The organism is Nonomuraea harbinensis (assembly GCF_019396385.1).
Classification (GTDB): Bacteria; Actinomycetota; Actinomycetes; order Streptosporangiales; family Streptosporangiaceae; genus Nonomuraea; species Nonomuraea ferruginea.
The window spans coordinates 307867-329170 of the sequence record NZ_JAHKRN010000001.1 but is presented as its reverse complement, the minus strand read 5'-3'; the positions used below and the strand labels follow the sequence as shown (position 1 = coordinate 329170).

24 protein-coding genes are annotated in these 21304 nt (G+C 72.0%); 9 read left to right on the top strand and 15 right to left on the bottom strand.

Features of this window, described 5'->3' with window-relative positions; genetic code table 11:
* Positions 1 to 51 precede the first annotated feature (51 nt).
* From KME79_RS01565 to KME79_RS01555, 3 genes are all read right to left on the bottom strand, one after another.
* The gene (locus KME79_RS01565) at positions 52 to 948 is read right to left on the bottom strand and encodes a sugar phosphate isomerase/epimerase family protein (RefSeq protein ID WP_219542985.1); all 897 of its coding nucleotides are present in this window, start codon (positions 946 to 948) and stop codon (positions 52 to 54) included.
* Positions 949 to 957: 9 nt separating this feature from the next.
* Positions 958 to 3054, bottom strand: a complete 2097-nt coding sequence (locus KME79_RS01560) for a PQQ-dependent sugar dehydrogenase (protein WP_219542984.1) — start codon at positions 3052 to 3054, stop codon at positions 958 to 960.
* A 150-nt stretch (positions 3055 to 3204) separates the two neighbouring features.
* The gene (locus KME79_RS01555) at positions 3205 to 3489 is read right to left on the bottom strand and encodes an STAS domain-containing protein (protein WP_219542983.1); all 285 of its coding nucleotides are present in this window, start codon (positions 3487 to 3489) and stop codon (positions 3205 to 3207) included.
* A gap of 260 nt (positions 3490 to 3749) precedes the next feature.
* Between KME79_RS01555 and KME79_RS01550 the strand changes: the two genes are divergently transcribed.
* Entirely contained in the window at positions 3750 to 4808 is a 1059-nt protein-coding gene (locus KME79_RS01550) for a trypsin-like serine peptidase (protein WP_219542982.1), read from the top strand.
* Between the two features lie 78 nt (positions 4809 to 4886).
* Complete coding sequence (locus KME79_RS01545; protein WP_219542981.1) at positions 4887 to 5696, top strand: SAM-dependent methyltransferase; 810 nt, start codon at positions 4887 to 4889, stop codon at positions 5694 to 5696.
* A gap of 3 nt (positions 5697 to 5699) precedes the next feature.
* Here the strand turns inward: KME79_RS01545 and KME79_RS01540 are convergent, their stop codons facing one another.
* Positions 5700 to 6584, bottom strand: a complete 885-nt coding sequence (locus tag KME79_RS01540) for a Sco1979 family transcriptional regulator (RefSeq protein ID WP_219542980.1) — start codon at positions 6582 to 6584, stop codon at positions 5700 to 5702.
* Between the two features lie 268 nt (positions 6585 to 6852).
* On the opposite strand from KME79_RS01540, the gene KME79_RS01535 reads away from it, so the two are divergent.
* Positions 6853 to 7068, top strand: a complete 216-nt coding sequence (locus KME79_RS01535) for a hypothetical protein (RefSeq protein ID WP_148035339.1) — start codon at positions 6853 to 6855, stop codon at positions 7066 to 7068.
* A gap of 34 nt (positions 7069 to 7102) precedes the next feature.
* Here KME79_RS01535 and KME79_RS01530 read toward each other — a convergent pair whose 3' ends face one another.
* The 4 genes from KME79_RS01530 to KME79_RS01515 form a co-directional block, all read right to left on the bottom strand.
* Positions 7103 to 7732: a response regulator gene (locus KME79_RS01530; protein ID WP_308248735.1), complete on the bottom strand. Its 630-nt coding sequence runs from the start codon at positions 7730 to 7732 to the stop codon at positions 7103 to 7105.
* 436 nt (positions 7733 to 8168) lie between these two features.
* Positions 8169 to 10208 carry an ATP-binding protein gene (locus tag KME79_RS01525; protein ID WP_219542978.1) on the bottom strand — a complete coding sequence of 680 codons (2040 nt, stop codon included), beginning with the start codon at positions 10206 to 10208 and terminating at the stop codon, positions 8169 to 8171.
* Positions 10196 to 10429 (bottom strand): hypothetical protein, encoded by a 234-nt coding sequence (locus KME79_RS01520; protein ID WP_219542977.1) that lies wholly within the window; start codon positions 10427 to 10429, stop codon positions 10196 to 10198. Before KME79_RS01520 ends, KME79_RS01525 begins: the two co-directional genes overlap by 13 nt.
* Before the next feature lie 14 nt (positions 10430 to 10443).
* Positions 10444 to 10983, bottom strand: a complete 540-nt coding sequence (locus KME79_RS01515) for a winged helix-turn-helix transcriptional regulator (protein ID WP_219542976.1) — start codon at positions 10981 to 10983, stop codon at positions 10444 to 10446.
* An 80-nt stretch (positions 10984 to 11063) separates the two neighbouring features.
* Here KME79_RS01515 and KME79_RS01510 point away from each other — a divergent pair, with 80 nt between their 5' ends.
* Genes KME79_RS01510 through KME79_RS01485 form a run of 6 tightly spaced genes read left to right on the top strand, consistent with a single transcriptional unit; the run spans position 11064 to position 15344 of the window.
* Positions 11064 to 11513: an RlpA-like double-psi beta-barrel domain-containing protein gene (locus KME79_RS01510; protein WP_148035344.1), complete on the top strand. Its 450-nt coding sequence runs from the start codon at positions 11064 to 11066 to the stop codon at positions 11511 to 11513.
* A gap of 10 nt (positions 11514 to 11523) precedes the next feature.
* Positions 11524 to 12120 (top strand): cell wall protein, encoded by a 597-nt coding sequence (locus tag KME79_RS01505; protein WP_148035345.1) that lies wholly within the window; start codon positions 11524 to 11526, stop codon positions 12118 to 12120.
* A gap of 11 nt (positions 12121 to 12131) precedes the next feature.
* Positions 12132 to 12899 (top strand): MauE/DoxX family redox-associated membrane protein, encoded by a 768-nt coding sequence (locus KME79_RS01500; RefSeq protein ID WP_219542975.1) that lies wholly within the window; start codon positions 12132 to 12134, stop codon positions 12897 to 12899.
* Positions 12900 to 12940: 41 nt separating this feature from the next.
* A complete protein-coding gene (locus KME79_RS01495; RefSeq protein WP_308248734.1) occupies positions 12941 to 13924 on the top strand; it encodes an endonuclease/exonuclease/phosphatase family protein in 984 nt (327 codons plus the stop codon).
* A gap of 59 nt (positions 13925 to 13983) precedes the next feature.
* Positions 13984 to 14280, top strand: coding sequence for a DUF8820 family protein (locus tag KME79_RS01490; RefSeq protein ID WP_219542974.1), 297 nt, complete (start codon positions 13984 to 13986; stop codon positions 14278 to 14280).
* On the top strand, positions 14280 to 15344 hold the full coding sequence (locus KME79_RS01485; RefSeq protein ID WP_219542973.1) for a DUF6745 domain-containing protein: 1065 nt from the start codon (positions 14280 to 14282) through the stop codon (positions 15342 to 15344). Before KME79_RS01490 ends, KME79_RS01485 begins: the two co-directional genes overlap by 1 nt.
* On the opposite strand, the gene KME79_RS01480 is transcribed toward KME79_RS01485, so the two are convergent.
* From KME79_RS01480 to KME79_RS01450, 7 genes are all read right to left on the bottom strand, one after another.
* Positions 15320 to 16171, bottom strand: a complete 852-nt coding sequence (locus KME79_RS01480; RefSeq protein WP_219542972.1) for an STM4011 family radical SAM protein — start codon at positions 16169 to 16171, stop codon at positions 15320 to 15322. The two genes, KME79_RS01485 and KME79_RS01480, sit on opposite strands and share 25 nt — an antisense overlap.
* On the bottom strand, positions 16165 to 17433 hold the full coding sequence (locus KME79_RS01475; protein ID WP_219542971.1) for an STM4012 family radical SAM protein: 1269 nt from the start codon (positions 17431 to 17433) through the stop codon (positions 16165 to 16167). Before KME79_RS01475 ends, KME79_RS01480 begins: the two co-directional genes overlap by 7 nt.
* Positions 17420 to 18205, bottom strand: a complete 786-nt coding sequence (locus KME79_RS01470; RefSeq protein ID WP_219542970.1) for an STM4013/SEN3800 family hydrolase — start codon at positions 18203 to 18205, stop codon at positions 17420 to 17422. Before KME79_RS01470 ends, KME79_RS01475 begins: the two co-directional genes overlap by 14 nt.
* Positions 18202 to 19254, bottom strand: coding sequence for an STM4014 family protein (locus KME79_RS01465; RefSeq protein WP_219542969.1), 1053 nt, complete (start codon positions 19252 to 19254; stop codon positions 18202 to 18204). Before KME79_RS01465 ends, KME79_RS01470 begins: the two co-directional genes overlap by 4 nt.
* A gap of 2 nt (positions 19255 to 19256) precedes the next feature.
* Complete coding sequence (locus tag KME79_RS01460) at positions 19257 to 20213, bottom strand: STM4015 family protein (protein WP_219542968.1); 957 nt, start codon at positions 20211 to 20213, stop codon at positions 19257 to 19259.
* A 229-nt stretch (positions 20214 to 20442) separates the two neighbouring features.
* Positions 20443 to 20754 carry a hypothetical protein gene (locus KME79_RS01455; protein ID WP_219542967.1) on the bottom strand — a complete coding sequence of 104 codons (312 nt, stop codon included), beginning with the start codon at positions 20752 to 20754 and terminating at the stop codon, positions 20443 to 20445.
* An 85-nt stretch (positions 20755 to 20839) separates the two neighbouring features.
* Positions 20840 to 21292, bottom strand: a complete 453-nt coding sequence (locus KME79_RS01450) for a pyridoxamine 5'-phosphate oxidase family protein (RefSeq protein WP_219542966.1) — start codon at positions 21290 to 21292, stop codon at positions 20840 to 20842.
* Positions 21293 to 21304: the final 12 nt, after the last annotated feature.

The following is a 21304-nucleotide window of genomic DNA, read 5'->3' as shown; positions in this document are numbered from 1 at the left end:
GGCGGGTCGTGGACCGGGCGGGCCCGCAGGAGGTCCGCCCGGTCGCCGTCTCTAGTAACGGAGCTTCCTCAGGTAGCGGTAGCCGACTTCGGACGTCTGCCTCGGCGTCACGTCCGGGGTGTCGTTCTCCACGATGTACTCGTTGACGCGGTGCGCGTCGAACACCCGCCGGAAGTCGATCGTGCCCGTCCCCAGGTCGGCCATGTCGCCGTCCAGGTGACGGTCCTTGACGTGGTACTGCAGCACGCGCTGCGGCGCCCGTTTGATGACGTCGATCGCGAACCGCACCGGGTCCCGGGCGCCGCGGCCGACGCCGCCGGTCACCGCCCAGTAGATGTCGATCTCCAGGTGGACCAGGCGCGGGTCGAGTTCGGCGGTGAGCACGTCCCACGGAGTCCGGCCGCCGCCGAGGTCGATGGTGAACTCGTGGGCGTGGTTGTGGTAGCCGTACTTCAGCCCGGCCTTGCGGGCGGCCCGCGCCTCGACGTTCATCCGCTCGGCCCAGGCCTTCCACTGGTCCAGGCTGTCGGAGTTCAGGTACGGCACGACCATGTAGGTCTGGCCGAGGGTCAGCGCGTTCTCGATCTTGGCTTCCAGGGCGGCGTCGTCAGGGCTGATGCCGTCGTGGCTGGAGGTGGCCCGGATGCCGAGCCCGTCCAGGAACTCGCGGAGCTGCTTCGCCGTACGCCCGAAGTAGCCGAGCGCGACCTCGATCCGCGGGTAGCCGATCTCGGCGAGGTAGGCGAGGGTGGCGTCGTAGTTCTGCGCGAGGTCGTCGCGTACGGTCCAGAGCTGCATGCTGATCTGGCCCGGGGGGACGCGGTGCTTGTGGTGCGGCCGGTGCGGCGACGCCGCGGCGGCCGGGGAGGCGGCGGCGAGCGCGCCCGCGCCGAGGCCGAGCCCGGCGGCGAGCAGCGACCGCCGGCTGGGGCCGTAGCCGTAGCACATGGGGTTCTCCTAACGGGTGGGCTGGAGGACGACCTGGTCGGTGCCGGTCAGCTCGGGGAGGCCACCGGTGCCCGGGTCGGTGTAGCCCGCGACGAAGACGCCGGTGAGGTCGTCGTTCTCCGGGTCGTGGCCGCCTGGCTCGGTGGTCTGGATGGAGCCGGTGCAGCCGCGGGCCGTGGTCTGCGGGTGGCCGTGGTCGTCGTGGCCGAGGATGTAGTCCACGGTCACGCGGGCGCAGTCGACCGGCTGGTCGTCGGTGACCCGCACCTCGAACTCGACCACGTCGCCGAACGCGAACGGGTCGCCCTCGGCCGGGCGGAGGATCTCGACGACCGGGGTGTCGTTGCCGACCACGATCCGCACCGACGTCGAGGCCGACCTGCCGCTCGGGTCGCTGACCCGGAGCGTGGCGTTGTACAGGCCGTTCTCGGTGAACGTGAACGCGGCCTCGGGGCTGCGGGAGTCCACCCTGCCGTCGGCGTCGAAGTCCCAGGCGTACCGGAGCCTGTCGCCGTCGGCGTCGGTGGTGCCCGCGCCGGTGAACTGGACGGTGAGCGGCGCCTGCCCGGCGGTCACCGACGCCGCGGCGGCCGGGACGGGGGTGTGGTTGCCGGTGTTGCCGATGTAGTCGATGCGGGCGAGCTGGGCGTCCGGGTTCTCCTGGAAGAAGCCGTCGCCGTACTCCAGCACGTAGAGCGCGCCGTCGGGGCCGAACTCCATGTCCATCGGGTTGTCGAAGACGAACGAGGGGAGCACGTCCTCGATCCGCCCGCCCCGGTGGAACGCCTTGACGTAGTCGCGGGTCCACTCGTAGAACAGCGGGACGCCGTCGTAGTGACGCGGCCAGCCCACGGCGTCGCGGCCGCGCGTGTCACGCTGGTCGAAGTCGTAGGCGGGGCCGGCCATCGGCCCGATGCCGCCGGTGCCCAGCTGGGGGAACTCCGCCGACTGGCCGTAGGAGTACCACACGTCCGGCTGGACGACGGGAGGCAGCTCGCGCCGCCCGGTGTTGTGCGGCGACTCGTTGACGGGCGCGGCGCAGCCGAACGCCGCGCCGGACGTCCCGGTCGCGAAGTCGTAGTCGGTGTACGGGAGCCGCGCGGTCGCGCAGTAGGGCCAGCCGTAGTTGCCGGCCTTGCGGATGACCGTCCACTTCCCGGTGCCGGCCGGGCCGCGCGCGGGATCGGCGTTGCGGGCGTCGGGCGAGTAGTCGGCGACGTAGAGGTCACCGTTGGACCGGTTCAGCTCGATGCGGAACGGGTTGCGCAGGCCCATCGCGTAGATCTCGGGCCGGGTCCCGGGAGTGCCGCGCCGGAAGAGGTTGCCTGACGGGATCGCGTAGGACCCGTTGTCGCGCGGGCTGATGCGCAGGATCTTGCCGCGCAGGTCGTTGGTGTTGCCGGAGCTGCGCTGGGCGTCGAACGCCGGGTTCCGGTCGGCCCGCTCGTCGATCGGGGTGTAGCCGTCGGAGAAGAACGGGTTGGTGTCGTCGCCGGTCGACAGGTAGAGGTCGCCCTTGGCGTCGAAGACGATGTCGCCGCCGACGTGGCAGCAGATGCCGCGGTCCACCGGCACGTCCAGGATGCGCTGCTCGGTGCGCAGGTCGACGGTGGCGCCGGTGAAGCGGAACCGCGACAGCCGGATCAGGCCCTCGAACGGCTCGAAGTCCTCGGGGGCGCCGGTGAACGGGGCGTCGCCCTCGTTCACGCCGGGCGTCGAGGGGTCGTCGATCGGGGTGTCGAGCGGCGGCGAGTAGTAGAGGTAGACCCAGTCGTCCTTCTTGGATCCCTTCCCGAAGCCGGGGCTGAGGGCGATGCTCTGCAGGCCCTCCTCGTCATGCTGGTAGACGTCGAGGTCGGCGGCCAGCGTGTTGAGCCCGGTCTTCGGGTCGTGTAACCAGATTTCGCCTTTCCTGGTCGTGTGGAGCACCCTGGAGTCGGGTAACACCGCCAGGTCCATCGGCTCGCCGGGGTTGTCGTTCAGCGTCACCTTCTGGAACCGGTCATCGGGGGGCGGGGCACTGGTGGTCTCCGCGCCCTGGGCGGCCGCGGCCGGCATGAGGATCGCCGCAGCAGTCATGGCCGCGATCGCGGTTCTCGCTCTCATGCCTCTCCCTTCGGTCAACGTGAGGGATAAGTGAGGGCAGATCAACGTGAATGTAACCCGGGTTACGCCGATAGAGGAGGACCCAATCGGCGGCGGGATGACCGACTTTCGCGTCCGATTGGACAAAGTGCCGCCGCCGCGGGGTCGTGGTCAGGCGGCCTCGACGAGGCCGCCGTCCAGGCCGGTGATGCGCAGCAGCCGGGACATGAACGGGCTCGGCCCGGTCAGTTGGACGGTGACGCCCCTGGCCCGGGCCCGGTTGCGGAGCTCGACCAGGACGGACAGCCCGGAGGCGTCGCAGAAGGTGACCCGCGACAGGTCGAGCACGAGCGTGTCCGTGGCGTGGCAGAGCGCGTTCAGCAGTTGCCGGCGCAGCTTCACGCCCGTGTGAAGGTCGATCTCACCGGACACCTGGACGGTGGTACGGATGGTCATGCGGTTCTCCGTTCGGAGATGAAAAACGTCGGGGGCGCGCGACGGGGCCGAAGAGGGGAGGTCGGCTACCCGAAGCCGGTCACCTGAGCTGGGGCTCCAAGGTGAGCGAACGGCTTGCGCGGTGAACCCACCCTACCTCACGGGCCGACGACCGCCCTGTTTCCGAGCGTCCCGCCATACCCATATGTGATCGGCTTGAGAAAGATGGGCGGGTCCGTGCGTACCTCCTGATGGCAGATTCCGGTCTTCGGGAGGTACTTATGCACCGCAGAGTCGCCCTGCTCTCCGCCGCCGCGCTCGCCTTAGCGGGCGCGCTCGTCCCCGCGCAGGCACAGGCAACCGTTACGGCCGATCACCGGCCCGTCCGGTGGTCCGGCGCGGACTCGTCGTCGGAGCGCAGGACCGTCCTGCAGTACTGGACCACGCAGCGGATGCTGGCCGCGCAGCCGATGGACACCATGGCGGCCCCCCGGCGCGCCACCCGGTCGAGCGGGCCCACCCGGGGTGAGCCATGGGCGGCCAGGGGCGACGCGGCGCGGACGGGGCAGCGGGCCGCCCAGCGGACGCCGTGGCGCACCCAGGGCTCCGGGAACCAGGCCCGCGGCGCCCAGACCCAGCAGGCCGTACCCAACAGCCCCGGCCTGCGGTGGACCGACGGCGGGGCCGTCGTGCGCACCAGCGGGCGGCTGTTCTTCACCACCGCCGAGGGCGCCAACGCCTCCTGCTCGGGAACGGCCGTGACCAGCGCGAACGAGAGCGTGGTGATGACCGCGGGACACTGCGTCAAGCTGAACGGCGCCGCGCACCGCAACGTGGCGTTCGTGCCGGCCTTCGACAACGGCCGCCGCCCCTTCGGTACCTGGGTGGCGACCAGGCTGTTCACCACGCAGCAGTGGAACGCCCGCGAGGACATCAACTTCGACATCGCCGCCGCCGTGGTCGCGCCGCTGCAAGGGCGGACGCTGACCGACGTCGTGGGCGGGCAGGGGGTGGCGTTCAACCAGGCGCGGCAGCGGCAGATGTTCGCGTTCGGCTATCCGGCGGCGGCGCCGTTCGACGGCTCGACCCTGATCTACTGCAGCGGGCGGGCGTTCAACGACCCGGTCGCGACCAGGGGCCAGGGGGTGCGCTGCAACATGACGGGCGGGTCGAGCGGGGGCGGCTGGTTCCTCGGGTTCAACGAGTCGACCGGGCTGGGCATGCTCAACTCGGTCAACAGCTTCACGTACGACTTCGCGCCCGGCTTCATGTTCGGCCCCTTCTTCGGGGACGAGGCGATGGAGGTCTACCAGGCCGCACAGAACTCCGGAGCCCTCTGACACCGGCCGCTGGAAAAGGGAGGGGTGCGGCGGCTACGTTGAAGATCGGCGCATCCCGACAAAAGAGGAGTAACTCACATGACGGGTGAAACCCCTCCCCCCGGCTCCCGAATCGACACCACCGTTCCCCATGCCGCGCGGATGTGGAATTACTGGCTCGGCGGCAAGGACCACTACGACGTCGATCGCGTGGCGGGTGACCAGTTCAGCCAAGCATTTCCGGACATTGTGCATATCGCTCGGCTATCTCGTCACTTGCTCGCCCGTATCGTGCGTTATCTGGTCAATGATGCAGGTGTCCGTCAATTTCTTGACGTGGGGACGGGGCTGCCGACGGTCGACAACACCCACGAGGTCGCGCAGCGGGCCGACCCCACCTGCCGCGTGGTCTACGTCGACAACGACCCGCTGGTGCTGACCCACGCCCGCGCGCTCCTGGTCGGCACGCCGGAAGGCGCCACCGACTACGTCGAGGCCGACCTGCGCGACCCCGAGGCGATCCTCGCCGCCGCGGCCAAGACGCTGGACCTCACCCAGCCCGTCGCGCTGATGCTGATGGGCATCGTGGGCTTCGTGACCGACGAGGAGGGCGCGCACGCGATCGTGGCCAGGCTGATGGACGGGCTGGCGCCCGGCAGCTACCTGGCCCTGTGGGACGGCGTCAACCTCGTCACCGGCGAGGCCCTCGACCAGGCCCAGGAGGACTACAACGAGGGCGACGCGGTGCCCTACAACCTCCGCTCCAGGGAGGAGTTCGGCGCCTTCTTCGACGGCCTGGAGCTGGTGGAGCCCGGGGTGGCGTCCGTCCCCCTCTGGCGGCCCGACCCGGACCCGCTGGCCGAGCTCAAGGAGGTGGACGCCCTGGTCGGCGTCGCCCGCAAGCCGTAGGCCCTACAGCTCCTCCATGATCCGGCGCAGGATGCCCGGCGTGGCCTTGGGCGGGGGCGCGTGCACGCTGAGCTCGTTCAGCAGATGCCGGTACGGGTGCGCCTCCGCGTCCTTCGTGAGGTACTGGGCGCTGGCGAGCTGTTCGAGGTAGACGATGTCGTCCAGCTCGGCCTGGGGGAAGCGCAGCAGGGTGACGGGGCCGACGCCGCCGACCGCGACCTCGACGCTGAACGGCAGCACCTGCAAGGTGACGTGCGCCAGCCCGGCCATCTCGACGAGGTGGCCGAGCTGGGCGCGCATGACGTCGCGGCCACCGACCAGCCGGCGCAGCGCGCCCTCGTCCACGATGGCCCAGAGCCTGCGGCCGGAGGTCTCCAGCAGCTCCCGGCGGCGCATCCGCAGCGCGACCCGCGACTCGACCCGCTCGCGGCTCTCGCGGCCGTGGCCCCTGGCGATCACCGCGCGCGCGTAGTCCTCCGTCTGCAGCAGGCCGGGGACGTACTGGATCTCGTGCGTACGGATCAGCTCCGCGTCCCGCTCCAGCCCGAGATACTCCTCGAACCAGTCGGGCACCACGTCGCGGTAGTCGTGCCACCAGCCGTGCTGGTTGGCCTGCTCGGCCAGGAGCAGCAGCGTGGCGCGCTCGGCCCGCTCGACGACGCCGTACAGGGTGAGCAGGTCCTCCACGTCGCGGATCTTGAACCCGCAGCGCCCGCCCTCCATCCGGCTGATCTTGGAATGCGATCCGCGAATGGCGTAACCGGCACGCTCGCGGGTGATGTTCCGCTCCTCCCGCAGCCTGCGCAGCTGCGAGCCCACCAATATGCGCAACGCGGTCGGCCCGGTCCGCTGGAAATCCCCGCCCACGATTTCGGTCAGACCTCTCATATTGCGATAAGTCGGCATAAGCGCTCCTCTATGCCTCCGTCGCCCCACCCCTTCACCGACAATCCTGCCACGCCAAATACCGTAATCACTCTGAATTGCGGCAGCTCGTGAACGCACCGTCACAACACTGGTACGAAAAAGGGTGTATCAGAACCCGGGAACGGACAGGTCAGGTGACCCATGCGCCCGGGAACGGGGGCGGGCGAAGCTTCAGATGTCCGGAAGAGCCGGTGACCACCGGCCCCGACATCCAGAAGGGAACATCACCATGAAGCAGCTGCTCGCCATCGCCGGATTCGTCGTCACGATGGCCGCCGCCCCTCTCGCCGCCTCCGCGGCCGCCGACCACCTGCCGATCCACCGGGGCAAGTTCCTCTTCCACAGCGACTGCATCACCGCCGGCCAGCAGGGCATCGACCGCGGCCACTGGTCGCGGTACCAGTGCGCGGAGGGCTGGCTGTGGAACCTGTGGACCGACCGGTGACCCGGCGGGCGGGCCCGGGATGGCGGCCCTCCGGTCATCCCGAGCCCAGCCCCGCGTCCCTCGCCCGGGCGATCGCCGCCGCCCTGTCGTGGACCTGGAGCTTGGCGAAGATCGAGCCCACGTGGTTGCGCACGGTCTTGTCCGTGACGAACAGCCGCTGGGCGATCTGCCCGTAGCCGAGCCCTCGGGCCAGCAGGTCGAGGACCTCGCGCTCGCGTCCGGTCAGGGTCGGGAACGCCTCCCTGGCCGGCGCGGCGGAGTGGGCGGCGAACAACCCGGCCAGCCGTCCGGCCATGTCCGGGCTGAACACCGCGCCACCCAGCCCGACCGTGCGCAGGGCGAGCAGGATCTCCTCGCGTACGGCGCCCTTGAGCAGGTATCCGCGGGCGCCGGCGCGCATGGCGGCGAGCAGGCTGTCGTCGTCCTCCGACATCGTCATCACCAGCACCCTGACCTCCGGCCGTGCCCTGAGCAGCTGGCGGGTGGTCTCGATGCCGGACTGTCCCGGCAGGCCCAGGTCCATCACCACGAGATCCGGGCCCGTCCGCTCGGCCTCCACCAGCGCCTGCTCCCCGGTGGCGGCCTGCGCCACCACCACGAACTCACCGTCCAGACCCAGCGCCGCCGCCAGCCCTTCCCTGAACAGCGGATGATCGTCAACCACCAACACCCGCCACGGCCCCGCACCATCCATCGACCCACCCTCAGTCATCAACAACCTCCCCCAAACCAAGAACCCCGGCACACCGACGGAAACCAGAAAGCCCAGCGCCCCCGCCGCCGGGGGCGGTCCGGAGGAGCCGGGGGGTGACGGTCACGATCCCACCGCCGGCGGCGGGGCGAAGGCTCAGGAGCGGGACAATCACCCTCCGGACGCCCAGGGCGGTCCGGAGGACCGGGAGTGCAACGGCCACAACCCCGCCACCGAGGACGGTCCGAAAGACCGAGAGAGCGGCGCTCACGATCCCACCGCCGAGGTCAGTCCGGAGGTGCAGGGGGTGACGGTCACGCCCCCACCTGCCGGAGGCGGGGTGGAGGTCCGGGGGACGACCACGATCCCACTGCTGAGGGCGGGGACCTGGAAGGGCCGCAGGGGGTGGTCATGGTTTCGCCGGTGAGGTGGAGAGGGGGAGGGTGGCGGTGATGGTGGTGCCGGTGGGGGTGGGGTGGAGGTCGGCGTGGCCGCCGACCTCCTCGGCGCGTTCGGTGACCGAGAGGAGGCCGGTGCCCGGGACCGTGTCCGCGCCGAAGCCGGTCCCGTCGTCGGTGACGGTGACGGTGAGGGTGCCGGGGGCGGTGGTGAAGGCCACCTCGACGTGGCGGGCGCGGGCGTGCCGCACCGCGTTGGTCACGGCCTCGGCGGCGATGCGGTACGCGGCCGTCTCCACCGCCGGGGCCATCGCGGGAAGCGGCCCGGCCGTGACCGTGACCCGTACGGCGTCCGTGGTGAGGCGGTGCGCCAGGATGCGGGTGGCGTCCAGCAGGCCGCGCTCGACCAGCGTGGCGGGAGCCAGCCCCGCCGTGATGCGACGGATCTCGGCCAGCGCCTCGACGAGCACTTCCGCCGCCGTGCCCAGATGGGCCCGCGCGGCCGGGGACGCCTGCCCGCACGCCTGCGCGACGCCGAGCCGGAGCTGCACCGCGGCGAGCTGAGGGCCGAGACCGTCGTGGATCTCGCGCCGCAGGCGGCGGCGTTCCTCCTCACGCGCCAGCACGAGCCGCTCACGGGCCGCCTGCGCCTCCTCGCCGAACCGCAGCGCGGCCAGCGCCGGCCCGGCCTGGTCGGCCAGCAGCGCCAGCAGCTCGCTGTCGCGCTCGGCAGGGGTGCTCGCCCCGTCGCGGGCCACCTCCAGCCTGCCCACCACCTCCCCGTGGTGGCGCAGCGGGAAGACCTGCGCCGGGCCGTCGACCGGGGCCCCGGCGGCGGCCAGCAGGCGGGCGCCGGCGCGGGTCTCCAGCGCGATCCGCGCGCCCGACAACCCCAGATCCTCGACGACGCCGCGGCAGATCTGCTCGGGCACGTCGCCGGGGTGCGGTGCCTGCTGCAACCGGACGGCCAGCGCCCGCACCGCCTCGTGCGGCCGGGCGCGCGGCCCGTAGAAGGCGCGTTCGACGGCCAGGACGGCGTGCCGGACGAGCGGCCTGGCGGCCCATCCCGTCACCAGCGCGCAGCCCGCGACCACGGCCGTGACGGTGGTGCGCCCGGTGGGCAGGGCCGCCCAGGCCGCCATGGCGGCGCAGGTGACGGCGATGACCAGCACCGCCAGGACGAACGCGCGGGCCATGCGGTGGCTGGTCACCCGCTCCAGGCGCCACAGCCCGCCGTGCGAGGCGGCCAGCCCGATCATCGCGACCCACAGCACCACCCCGGCCGACCGGGCCACCATCGTCCAGCTCTCACCCCACAGGTCGGAGAGCAGGAGACAGGCGTAGAGCGGGCAGGCCGCGGCGATCACCCACCGGGCCGCGCTCCCCCGCCCGGCCTTCGACGCCACGCGGGCCAGCTCGGCGGTCACCGCCGCCGTCACGACCGGCGCCAGCCAGTCGAGTGCTACCTGGCTGTCGTGCAGCAGGCCGGCGGCCCACGTGGCGGGCGCGGTGCCGGCCCACGGGCTGGCGAACCGGGCCGAGCCGGGGGTGCCCAGCCCCCAGACGACCGCGTACTGGATGCTCGCGGCGGCGGCGGTCACGATCACGGCCGTCCTCGGCCACCGCACGGCCGGGCGGGGCAGCAGGCACAGCGGGAAGAGCAGCACCGTCAGCGGCTGGCAGGCGGTGCCTGCCGCGGCGAGCAGGATCGCGGCGGCGGCGACGGGCGTCCCCGGGCGCTCCACGGCGGCGAGCACGTCGGACATCGCGGGCGGAACGATCCACACGACTCCGGCGGCCAGCACGAGCGCGCCCCTGCGCCGGGCGTAGCGGTCGGCCAGGAGCAGCACCCCGACGACGCACACCGGCAGGCCCACCACCAGCCGGGTCACCTCGGCCGTCATCAGCGCCGCGCCGGAGGAGAGCCTTCCCCACTCCGGCAGCGTCACCGCGGCCCTGGTCACCAGCACCGCCAGCAGCAGCGCGGCGGCCATCCCGGCGAGGTGGGGGCCGCGCGCCTGCCACCGGACGGCGGGCGCTAGCCCACCCAAAGGTCCCAGGTGCCCAGCGCGTAGAAGGACCTGATGCACTGGGGCTTGGTCCACTGCCGCTTGCGCACGCCCTCCTGCCCCGCTTTGAGGCAGCCCGCCTCGGAGTGGTAGGAGGCGATGTAGCGCTTGCCGAGAAGGTCGGCCGCGGCGGGCGTCATCGGGGTGACGGCGACGCAGAGGGCCGTCAGGAGAACGGCGAGCGAGCGAGGGGGCCTACGCATGCGAACTCCCGGAGTCACTGAGAGAGATGGATCGCCCACTCAGTGTAACGGCTGTCGCACACGTCGACGCCGCGCGACCGGGACAGCACGAGCCACCAGCGCCGGTGGGCGGCCTCGGCGTCCTTGAAGTGGACCTGTACGGTGACCGCCTTCTCGGGCATCCGGTCGGGCCGGCACTCCCTGCTGATCTGGACCATCAGCAGCACCGGGTCGTACTCGTCCGGGCGCAGCTCGCGCATCCAGCGGATGCCCCACGCGCCCATCATGGTCACCAGCGGCTCCAGCTCCCGGCCGGCCTCGGTCAGCCGGGAGCGGGGCTCGCCGTCGACCACGTGGCGCTCGACGAGGCCGACCCGCCCCAGCTCGCGCAGCCGGGCGGCCAGCAGCGGCGGCGAGATCCTGGGCACTCCGCGGGCGATGGCGCTGAACCGCTCCTCGCCCCAGAGCAGCTCGCGGAGGATGAGCAGCGTCGTGCGCGGGCTGCCCCGCGCTGGAGGACCTGGTCGAGCGGTACCAGAACGCGGGCGGCACGTTCCTCGTCCGGAACGGGGCATTGACGAAAAATTCTTACATGTTATTCATGGATCAAGTCAGAAACCTTCAGCAGCGAGCGCACCCGTAGAGAGGAACTCGCATGGCTCGAAGCAAGTCCCCCGACCCGCCCGCCGACTTACTCGGCCCCGTCACAGGCGAAGTCTCCTGGTTCTGCTGCGGCACCGCGTGGGGGCCGTGCAGCAGCACCGGCAAGGGAGCGTGCGGCACCTGCAATTCCGGCAGCCTCCAGCACGCCTGGCCCAACACCTCCGACGCCTGCTGGTCGATCACCCGGCCCGACCGGTGCGGCGTCGGGCTGTCGCGCCGGACCTGCGGCTTCCGCCACCGCACCACGGCGTTGTGCGGCGGCGCCAGCGTCGTCACCACGATCGCCGACTGCGGGCCGCAGACCGACCTGTTCTGCGGCGAGCGCAGCTGCTGCGGCGCCACCTGCGCCGACAACCGGCTGATCGACCTCACCCCGGCGGCCTTCAGCCGCATCGCCAGCCTCTCCGCCGGCCTGCGGCCGTGCGAGATCGCGACCGGCTGAGGAGGCGGCGATGACCAGCAGAAGAGATCTGCTCAAGTCCGCCGTGCTCGGCGGCGGCGCCACCGTCGTGGCCGCGACCGCGCTCGGCTCGCTCGGGCCGGAGGCGGCCTTCGCGGAGACCGCGTACGACGCCGAACCCGGCGCCCCCGACCCCGATTTCGCCGAGGGCAGGATCCGTACGATCAAGGACGACACGCTGCTCGTCCTGGGCTCGAACATGGTGTTCCACACCATCCGGATCGTGAACGGGACCAGCCTGTGGAAGCTCGGCCCGGTCCCGTTCGAGGCGGCGAAACCGGGTGACGGCCTCTACGCCCGCGGGGTGCGGATGCCCGACGGGATGCTCGCCGCCGAGTCGGTCTGGCTCAACATCGTGAACATCAAGGGCCACATCAAGAACATCACCGACGGCAAGCTCCACCTGGACCACCACGGCAAAGAAGTGCTGTGCCACGTCGTGCCCGGCAAGTCCGTCGCGATCCAGGCGCAGGCGCCGCCGACCGCCGACCTGTCGATGCTCAAGGTGAGCCAGCACGTGCAGATCCTCGGCGCCTGGCGGCCCGACACGAACGAGGTCGACATCGCCACCGTCTTCTCCCCCCACTAAGGAGGCACCGCATGCACGGGATCGCCGCGTCGCAGCCGTACGTCCTGGCCTTCTTCCTCGGCTGGGCGGGCCTGCTGAAGCTGTTCAGCCGCCGGACGCGGGCGCAGGCCGGGCAGACCGCACTGGCCCGGCTCGTCGGCGCGGCGCGCGCGGTCCCGGCGCTCGTCGCCGTGGGGCTGGTGGAGGTGGCGGTGGCCGCGGCGCTGGTGCTGCCGCCGTACTCCGCCGCCGAGGGCGCGGCCGCCGCCGTGCTCGCCGCCGGGTTCCTGGCGTATCTCGGCTACGCCCACGTCGCCGCGCCCACCTCGTCGTGCGGCTGCCTGGGCGCCCACTCCCGCCCTGCCGACCGGCGCGGATTCGGCAGGGCGGGGCTCCTTCTCGCCGCGGGCCTCCTGTCGATGACAGCGGGGCCGCACCCGCCGGTCGCGGCGCTCGTGGTGGTGGAGGTGGTGATCCTGCTGGCGCTCTCGGCGGAGCTGGACCGCTACTGGCTCACGCCGTCGCGGCGCTTCCTCGTACGGATGCGCGGGCCGCTCTCCGTGCCGCCGCCGGGCGACGTGCCGCTGGAGACCTCGCTGCGGCTGCTCTACCTCAGCCCCGCGTACTGCTCGGCGTCCTCGCGGCTCTCCTCGGACATCCGGGAGACGTGGGACGAGGACGGGACCCGGTTCGTGGTCTACGGCGCGGGCGCCCGGACGGCGGTGTTCGCGGTGCCCCTCACCGGGGACGACCCGTCGGCCGTCCGCGTCGCGCTGGTCGAGGAGCCCGCACCCGCCTGACGCTCATGGGAGTTTAAGAATGGCCGCCTAGATTCGTGGCCGTGCTCAAGCAAGAGGTTGTGGAGGGGCCGGTGCGGGCCCGGCCGCGGCGGGCTCGGACGGCGCGGCTGACCGTCGTGGTGGCGGTGGTGTTCGCGGCCGGGACGGCGATGCGGCTGGGCGGGCTGGAGACCGGGTTCCTCCTGGTGCCGCTGGTGTCGTTCACTCCGTACTTCGGGGTGGCGGCGCTCGTGGCGCTGGCGTGCGCGCTGTGGGCCAGGAGCCGCGCGGCCGTGGCGGTCCTGCTGGCGGTCTGCGTCTGCCTGGCCTGGCTGGTGGCGCCGCGCGCCGTCGCGGGCGAGGCACCCGCCGGGGGACGGCCGCTGCGGCTGCTGACCGCGAACCTCAACGGCGGCCGGGGTGACGCCCAGGTGATCGTCGACCTCGTACGGAAGCTAGACGTGGACGTGTTCAGCGTGCAGGAGCTGACCTGGGCGGCGCGGGAGCGCCTGACGGAGGCGGGGCTGAAGGAGTTGCTGCCGTACGAGGTCACCCAGCCGATGCCGCGCGGGCCGGAAGGCAGCGGCATCTACGCGCGTCACCCGCTGCGCGAGCGTTCGGGGCTGTTCCGGCGGGTGGGGCACCACATGCCGGTGGCGCAGGTGGCGCTGCCCGGCGGCCCGGCCGTGGAAGTGGTGGTCGTGCACCCGGTGGCACCGGTGCCGTGGACCGTGGACGAGTGGGAGGCGGGGCTCTCGAACCTGCCGCCCGCCCAGGCCGAGGGTCCGCCGCGCGTCCTGGCCGGCGACTTCAACGCGACGCTCGACCATGTCGTGTTCCGGCGGCTGCTCGGCACCGGTTACACCGACGCGGCGGCGGCCACCGGGAACGGGCTGGCGCCGACCTGGCCGAATCGGGTGCTACCGCCGCTGGTGGCGATCTCCCACGTGCTGACCGACGGCCGCGGCGCGGCGGTGGCGACGCGGGTCCACGACGTGCCCGGCTCCGACCACCGCGCGCTCTTCGCCGACCTGCGCGTACGGTAGCGGAACTGTCAGTGGGCGCCGATACTTTGCGATCATCCCCCAACCACGGAGGCTGGTCCATGTACCGTCAGGGTGACATCCTGATCATCCCGGTGCCCGAGGAGTCGGCGCCGGCCACGCTCCGCCCCGAGCCGCGTGACGCGCGCGGCCGTCTGGTCCTGGCCCTGGGCGAGGCCACCGGCCACTGCCACGCCATCCCCGGGCCCGGCACGCTGTCCGGCGGGTTCCTCCACCTGCCCGACGGCGGCCGGCTCGTGCACGAGGAGCACGATCCGATTTCCCTGCCGAAGGGGTGGTATCGGGTGGTTCGCCAGCGTGAGTACGTTCCGGGCTCCTACCGGGTGGTGGCCGACTGATGGAGACCCTGACGTTCGAGCGGGTGGCGTCGTGGGAGCGGGTCGCGTTCGCGACGGGGCCCGGGAGCGACCAGGGGCCCGCGGTGCGACAGGCTTACCGCGAGGCCGGGCTGGCCGAGCCGGAGCGGGTGATCGTGCTCGGCTCGCCGGCGGCGGGAGCGCTCGCCGCCGCCTGGCTCACCGGCGACGAGTCCGTACGCCGGACACTGGCAGAGACCGGCTTGGTGGCGGACGTGCTGCTCCGGATGGGTGAGAGCAACGGGCTGGAGGCGGGACGGTCGGTGCGGGAGAAGATCCGCACCCGGCCGTGGGCGGCGGCCAGGGCCGCGGCCTGTGAGGCGCTGGGGCATGACGGGTGGTCCGCGCGGTGGGCGGAGACGGGCGGGCGGATCTGGCCCCGGGTCGAGCGGATCGTCGGCGACATCCGCCGCGCCGTGGGCGACCTGGGCGGTGAGTCCCTGCGTCACCACACGCTGGACGCCGTGCTCGGCCAGCACGACGCCCCGTGGCTCTCAGCTTTCGACGGGCTTGACGGGCTCGGGCGGGTGGCCGGGTGCGCCGGGTGGTGGTGGCCGTTCGAGCGGGTGGCGATCGTCACCGAGCGGCCCGCCGAGATCCATCTCGACGAGCTGGGACGGCTCCACCGCGCCGACGGCCCCGCCCTCGCGTACCCCGACGGGTTCGCCCTGCACGCCTGGCACGGCATGCCGGTCCCGGCCAGCTTCGGCGCCGCGATGACCGGCCTGACGGCCGAGCGCATCCGCGAGGAGCAGAACGCCGAGCTGCGTCGGGTCATGCTGGAGCATTTCGGGTTCGAGCGCTACCTCGCCGACTCCGGCGCCCGGCCGGTGCAGCGCGACGAGACCGGGCGGCTGTGGCGCATCGACCTGGCCGACGACGAGCCGATCGCCATGGTCGAGGTGGTCAACTCCACTCCCGAGCCCGACGGCACCAGCCGCACCTACTTCCTGCGGGTGCCGCCGTGGGTGAGCCGGGCACGCCAGGGCGTCGCGTGGACGTTCGGCCTGACGGAGGAGGATTACCACCCCGAGCGCGAGACGTGAGGCCATGAGGCGGGGATCCGCTCCAGGATCCCCCCGGCGAAGACGTCGTACAGGCCGAGCGGCTCCAGGTGGACGTACCCGATGTGGCAGTCGCACGAGCCGGCGGGGCAGCCGCGGGGGCGCAGCGCCGGCCGGTACGACCCGTCGTAGAGGTTGCCCAGCACCTCGGGGACGAAGTGGCAGCGCCGCACGGTCCCCTCGCCGTCCACCGAGATCACGCTCTCCCCGGTCCGGCACGGCAGGTCCCGGCCGGCGTGCGGGAAGCGACTGTAGGAGAAGAGCGGGTCGATCTCGGTCCAGGTGTCGGCCTCGTCGTCGGTGTAGAGCCGCCCTTCCTCGGCGTTCACCCACAGGTACGTCTCCGCGGGTAGGTCGGCCCTGAGCCGGCGGGCGTCCTCCAGATGCGCCGGGTCGCCGACGACGCCGACGCTGTGCCGTACCGGAAGCGAGCGGATCTTGGCCAGCATGCGCTCGTAGGGCACCTGCGTGGGGTGGTAGGTCACCCAGAGCGCGGCCCGGTCCGATGCCTCGGCGAGCCAGCCGGTGCGGCAGCTCAGGTTGGTCTGGATTGCGACCCTGCGCACATTCGGCAGCCACGACAGCGCCACCAGCGCCCGCCGGTACCACGACCTGACCAGGCCCTCCCCCCACGGGGTGAACAGGATCGAGAGCTCGAAGTCCTGCTCGGCGGCCCAGGCGGCGAACCGCTCCAGCGCGGCCCGGTCGGCGCGCAGCTGCTCGGGCGTGTCGCGGCGCTTGGCGAACGGGCAGTAGGCGCAGTCGTAGTCGCAGCTCGACAGCGGCCCGCGGTAGAGGATCGTCAACACGGCCGGTAGCCCTCCATCAGCGCCTTGACCTCGGGCGAGAACAACGCCGGCCCGATCCCGTCCGAGTAGGCCAACCCTTCGGCGGTGAGCCGCACGACGGACGGTTCCAGCACCAGCCGGTCGCCGAACCGGTCCAGCGGGAAGTCGTCGAGCACGTCGGTGCCGAACCGGGCGCGGTAGAAGCCCCGGTCCAGCCCTTCGACCTGGAGCAGCGACTGGATGAGGTGCCGCCGCCCGCGCTCGGCGGCGGAGAGGACGAAGCCGACGTTGGCGACGCCGAAGTCGTCCCGGCTCACGTAGTCGTCGATGATGGCGCGCACCTGCCGCGCGCCGACCGCGTACTCGAAGGAGTAGTGGAGCCTGCTGGTGTACGAGCGGGCGCCGCAGCCCAGGCCGACCATGCCGTCGGTCTGGCAGCAGTAGGCCGGGCCGGCGCCTGCGCCCGGCAGCCGGAACATGCGCATCGACACCTGCTCGTAGCCCTCGGCCAGCAGCCGGTCGCGGCCGATCCGGTACAGCTCCAGCCGCTGGTCGTCCCAGGCCCTGCTCAGTTTGCCGAGCCCGGTCAGCGGGCGGACGTACAGCGGATACAGGTAGAGCTCCTCGGGCCGCCAGGCGAGCGCCGTCTCCAGGGAGTGGAGCCACGAGGCGGGGGTCTGGCCGTCGATCCCGTAGATCAGGTCGATGTTGAGCACCGGGACGCCCGCCGCTCGGATGGCGTCGAGCGCCGCCTCCACCTCGGCGCGTTTCTGCGGGCGCACGGCCGCGCGCGCCTCGGCGTCGACGAAGCTCTGCACGCCGATCGAGATCCGCGCCGTCCCCCGCTCGGCCAGGACGGCGAGACGGTCGGGGGTGGCCGTGGCCGGGGAGGTCTCGACGGACAGCGGGATCGCCGCCAGGTCGATCCCCATGGCCCGTTCGGTCAGGTCGAACAGCCTCGTCAACTCCCCGGGGGTGAGGTAGGTGGGAGTGCCGCCGCCGAACGCGGCCGTGGTGAACGCCGGCGGCTCCGGCAACACGTCCCTGACCTGCGCGGCCTGCCGCTCCAGGGTGTCGAGGTAGGCGCCCGTCAGCTCTTCGGGCGCGCCGGTGCGGGTGAACAGGTTGCAGAACCCGCAGCGCATCTCGCAGAACGGGATGTGCACGTACAGCGCACCGGGCCGCTCCCCCGCCCACACCTCGCGCAGCGGGGGGCGCGGGTCGAGCGGGCGGTAGGCGGTCTTGTGGGGATAGGCGTAGACGTATCCCTCATAGGGGCGCATGGGGCTCCAGGATGAAGTGGGTGTACGGGACGGTCCACACGACCTCGTGGCCGATCCGGTGTCCGGCGTGGCCTTCTTCGCCGTACGCGGTGCCGTGGTCGGAGCAGACGATCACGAAGCAAGGGCGGCGCATGAGGGCGTAGAGCCGGCCGATGTGCCGGTCGACGTACTCCAGGGCGGCCGCGTGGCTCTCCCTGGAGTCCTCGGCGGCGCCGGGCAGGTAGCAGCGGTTCGGCTGGTGCAGCGCGGACACGTTGACGAACAGGAACAGCCGCCCCCGCGTCCGGCGCACGACCTCGGCCGCGCGGTCGATCTGGTGCTCCAGCGAGTGCTGGTCGGTCACCCCGAAGGCGGGCTCCCAGTGGCTCTCGGCGAACAACTCCGGCAGCGCCGAGCCGAGCGGGGTCAGCTTGTTGAAGAAGCCGACGCCTCCGACGCACACCGTGTGGTAGCCGACTCGGGCCAGCCCTGCGGGCAGGTCGGGCGCGTCGAACACCCAGGTGTCTGGCGCGGTGGTCTCGCTGCCGGGGAAGGTCGCGGCGAACAGCCGTGGATGCGGGCCGGGTGTCACGGGCGTGGGCAGGAATCCGGCGAACATGGCGGCGTGTGAGGCGTAGGTGAAGCTGCCGGGGCTGTGCCGCCGCTCCCAGCGCATCCCCGGCGGAAGAAGGTTCCGCAGCCGCCCGGCCTCGGCCAGCTCGGCCGCCACGTCGTAGCGGAGCGTGTCGAGCGTGACGAAGAGGATGTCGTGGCTGCCCACCACCGCGTTCATGTCCACCTGGCCAGCACCGCCTCCACCTGCTCCTCATATGTCGACCGGCCTCTGCCGGAGAAGTCGGTCAGGCCAGGCAGGAGGTCGCCGAACGCGTTCACCTCGGCCACGGCGACGGACTGCCTGCCGGACCCGATCATGACATCGACCCCGGTCATGAGGCTGCCGGGGAAGCAGGCAGCGGCCCGCCCGGCCGCGTCGAGCACCGACTCCCAGAGCCGCGGCCGGGACCGGACGATCTCCAGGTCGCCGCGCCGGCCGCCCAGATGGAGGTTCGTCATGGGCGCGTTCCCCACCCGCACCACAGCGTGCGTCGGCGCTCCGCCGACCGTCACCACCCGAAGGTCGTACGGCGCGCCGCCGGTCGACGCCTTCGGGAACCACCGCTCGACGTGCAGCCCGTCGGGCGCGAGGTGGTCGACCAGGCACCGCGCGTCGGCCTCGTCCCGGTAGCCGCGCACCCGCAGCGAGTTGTGGAAAACCGCCCCCGTCCGAGCGGCCGATGTGATCGCCCGGACCCGGCCGGCCGCCACCTCGAACGCGATCACCCCGGACGCCGACGAGCCGTGGGCCGGCTTGACGAACACCCGGGTCCAGCCCCGCCCGGCCATCAGATCGCGCAGTTCCTCGTACGAGCGGGCCTCGAAGGCGGGCGGGACGGGCACGCCCGCTCGCTCCAGCACAGCGTGGCAGCGCCGCTTGTCGAACATCACCCCGATCTCGTCCACGTCGGCGAGCAGCGTGACACCGGGGATGGCGGCGATCCTGCCGAGCCCCGCCAGGAACGCGCGGTACCAAGCGGCGCCTCCGCCGACCCGGCTCGGGTCACCGGGCCCGCGCAGCAGTGCGTCGGTCCCGGCGTCCTCCCCCGGCGACTCGACGCGGAGCAGCGCGCCGGCGGGCGCGCTCACCTCCCGGCCCGCGAGCACGTCGCGCCAGGAGATCACGTGCGGTTCGGCAAGCCCGTACGCGAGCGCGGCATCGCGGAAGAGCGAGACACGGCGGTCACCGGGCGTGCCGACCACGGCGAGCCGCACGGTCAGCCGCATGGTCACTCGCTCACCGCGATGTAGCGCCAGTCCTCGTCCGGGGTCTCCTGCTCGCTGAGGTCCACCCGCACGCCGGGGAGCGCGTCCGCGACGCGACGCATCATCGATTCGGTGAGGTAGTGGTGGTGCAGGTCGAGCGCGCGCAGGTGGGTCAGAGGCTGTCCGGTGAGCAGCGACTCCGCGCCGGCGTCGGTGAGCGCGCCCATGGACAGGCCGAGCGACTCCAGGCGGGCGACGACGGGCGCGGTGGCGACGGCGGCGGCGATCTCGTCCTGGATCTCGCTGTCCTGCAGGCCCAGGTGGCGCAGCGCGGGCAGACGCTCGCCGGACAGGATCGGGGCGAGGTCGGCGACCGTGGTGTCGCCACCGTAGTTCTCCTCGCCGAGCCAGAGCTCCAGGTGTTCCAGGGCGGGCAGGTCGCCGGCGGCGATCGCGCGGGTCACCTCACCGGGCAGCCCGCCGGTCTCGACGCGGAGGCTGCGCAGAGCCTGGTGGCGCACGGGGCTCAGTCGCAGGCCGCTGCCGCCACGCACCTCCAGCCGCGTCAGCCGGGGGTAGGCCTCCAGTAGCGGGGTGATGTCGGACTGCCGGATCCAGGAGATCTCGGCCTCCTGCGACGTGATCGCCCCCAGGAACAGCGAGCGGAGCTCAGGGAGGCGGGAGGCGTTGTCGGCGAGCATGCTGACGATGTGCGCAGAGTCCTTCGTGTAGCACTCCTCCCAGGCGCCGATGACGACTGCCTTCACCCGGCTGGTGTCGACGTGCTCGAAGAACCAGTCGAACCCCTCGTCCATGGTGTCGGGGCCGTCGCCCCAGTCGTTCGCCTCGAACCGCCAGGCAGCGGCATCGGCGGCGGGCAGGTCGTCGTCATCGTCGGCGAGCACATGCACCACGGGGAGGCCGGCGTAGGTGTCGTTATGGGGCTGCTGGTAGCCGAAGACGCGGTCGTATTCGATCATCGGAGGTTTCCTCTGCTGGGGGTTCGGCGCGTCCTGTCCTACCAGAGCCGGGTGACATAAAGGACTTCTCCTGCTGTGTGTCACGCCGCAACGTGCTGGTCCGCCTGCTGCGCTTTCGTTGTTCAGCAGATGACGACAGAGAGTGCGGACGCCCTGACGGGCGTTCGCACTCTCTTCGTATGACTAGCCCGCGACGATGAACGCGTTACGTGCTCTTAGACAACGGCGTTCAGCGACATCCTGGGGCGTTGCGCTCGATGTCGCAGATGTCCCACGGGGGCGGCCCATCGGGGTATCTGTCGCCGCCGCCTGACCCGCCGTCGGGGGTCCCGCCGTCGGGGGGCAGTTGCGGCGTACCGCCGCCGCCACCACCACCACCGCCGGGGGTGCCGCCGCCGCCTCCGCCGCCGCCCTGCCCCTCGCACACATAGAAGTCACAGTTCGGCGGCATGGCCGCGGCGGGGCCGGCGCTGATCACGCTCGCGGCGCCCACCGAGAAGAACATGGCCATGACCATTATGGCCTTGCGCTTTTTGTTCATTTCGGTCATCTCCTTTCGTGGTAGGACACACGAAAGGAGCTCCAGCCGGCCTTGGAAGCCGGTTGTGGATCAATGAGAGCCTGACTTAACCGTCGAGCGCCGTTCCGTACAACCGGTCCACCTTCAAGCGGATGACCACCCGGCGCTCGGCGACCAGCTGCTCCAGGAACGCGTCTCCGTCCTCGGGCCTCGCGTCCTCCGGGATCATCGCGAGCAGTTCCCGCCCCACCGCGTCGCCCGGAACCGTCGTGATGTCGGAGACCTCGGCCTCGCCGTCGGCGGCGGCGAACGACCACACGTCGCCGCCCTGCACGTGCAGCGCCGCGCGCGGGTTGTGCCGCAGATGCCGGAGCTTGATCCGGTCGGCCGTCGTCGAGAACCGCGCTATGCGGGCTTCGGGATCCCAGCTGTAGAGCATGGTCGTCAGATGGGGGTGGCCACTGCGCTTGACGGTGGCGAGCGTGCCGAACCGTTGCTTGCCGAGCAGGTCGGAGAGGGCTTCGTCAGAGAGGGGCCGAGGCGCCGGTCCTTGGGTCATGACCTGATCAAC

Bases quoted from the DNA above. Each gene is read 5' to 3' on its own strand.
- KME79_RS01565 (WP_219542985.1), bottom strand. From the start codon at position 948: ATGTGCTACGGCTACGGCCCCAGCCGGCGGTCGCTGCTCGCCGCCGGG.
- KME79_RS01560 (WP_219542984.1), bottom strand. From the start codon at position 3,054: ATGAGAGCGAGAACCGCGATCGCGGCCATGACTGCTGCGGCGATCCTC.
- KME79_RS01555 (WP_219542983.1), bottom strand. From the start codon at position 3,489: ATGACCATCCGTACCACCGTCCAGGTGTCCGGTGAGATCGACCTTCAC.
- KME79_RS01550 (WP_219542982.1), top strand. From the start codon at position 3,750: ATGCACCGCAGAGTCGCCCTGCTCTCCGCCGCCGCGCTCGCCTTAGCG.
- KME79_RS01545 (WP_219542981.1), top strand. From the start codon at position 4,887: ATGACGGGTGAAACCCCTCCCCCCGGCTCCCGAATCGACACCACCGTT.
- KME79_RS01540 (WP_219542980.1), bottom strand. From the start codon at position 6,584: ATGAGAGGTCTGACCGAAATCGTGGGCGGGGATTTCCAGCGGACCGGG.
- KME79_RS01535 (WP_148035339.1), top strand. From the start codon at position 6,853: ATGAAGCAGCTGCTCGCCATCGCCGGATTCGTCGTCACGATGGCCGCC.
- KME79_RS01520 (WP_219542977.1), bottom strand. From the start codon at position 10,429: ATGCGTAGGCCCCCTCGCTCGCTCGCCGTTCTCCTGACGGCCCTCTGC.
- KME79_RS01515 (WP_219542976.1), bottom strand. From the start codon at position 10,983: ATGCCCCGTTCCGGACGAGGAACGTGCCGCCCGCGTTCTGGTACCGCT.
- KME79_RS01510 (WP_148035344.1), top strand. From the start codon at position 11,064: ATGGCTCGAAGCAAGTCCCCCGACCCGCCCGCCGACTTACTCGGCCCC.
- KME79_RS01505 (WP_148035345.1), top strand. From the start codon at position 11,524: ATGACCAGCAGAAGAGATCTGCTCAAGTCCGCCGTGCTCGGCGGCGGC.
- KME79_RS01500 (WP_219542975.1), top strand. From the start codon at position 12,132: ATGCACGGGATCGCCGCGTCGCAGCCGTACGTCCTGGCCTTCTTCCTC.
- KME79_RS01490 (WP_219542974.1), top strand. From the start codon at position 13,984: ATGTACCGTCAGGGTGACATCCTGATCATCCCGGTGCCCGAGGAGTCG.
- KME79_RS01485 (WP_219542973.1), top strand. From the start codon at position 14,280: ATGGAGACCCTGACGTTCGAGCGGGTGGCGTCGTGGGAGCGGGTCGCG.
- KME79_RS01475 (WP_219542971.1), bottom strand. From the start codon at position 17,433: ATGCGCCCCTATGAGGGATACGTCTACGCCTATCCCCACAAGACCGCC.
- KME79_RS01470 (WP_219542970.1), bottom strand. From the start codon at position 18,205: ATGAACGCGGTGGTGGGCAGCCACGACATCCTCTTCGTCACGCTCGAC.
- KME79_RS01465 (WP_219542969.1), bottom strand. From the start codon at position 19,254: ATGCGGCTGACCGTGCGGCTCGCCGTGGTCGGCACGCCCGGTGACCGC.
- KME79_RS01460 (WP_219542968.1), bottom strand. From the start codon at position 20,213: ATGATCGAATACGACCGCGTCTTCGGCTACCAGCAGCCCCATAACGAC.
- KME79_RS01455 (WP_219542967.1), bottom strand. From the start codon at position 20,754: ATGAACAAAAAGCGCAAGGCCATAATGGTCATGGCCATGTTCTTCTCG.
- KME79_RS01450 (WP_219542966.1), bottom strand. From the start codon at position 21,292: ATGACCCAAGGACCGGCGCCTCGGCCCCTCTCTGACGAAGCCCTCTCC.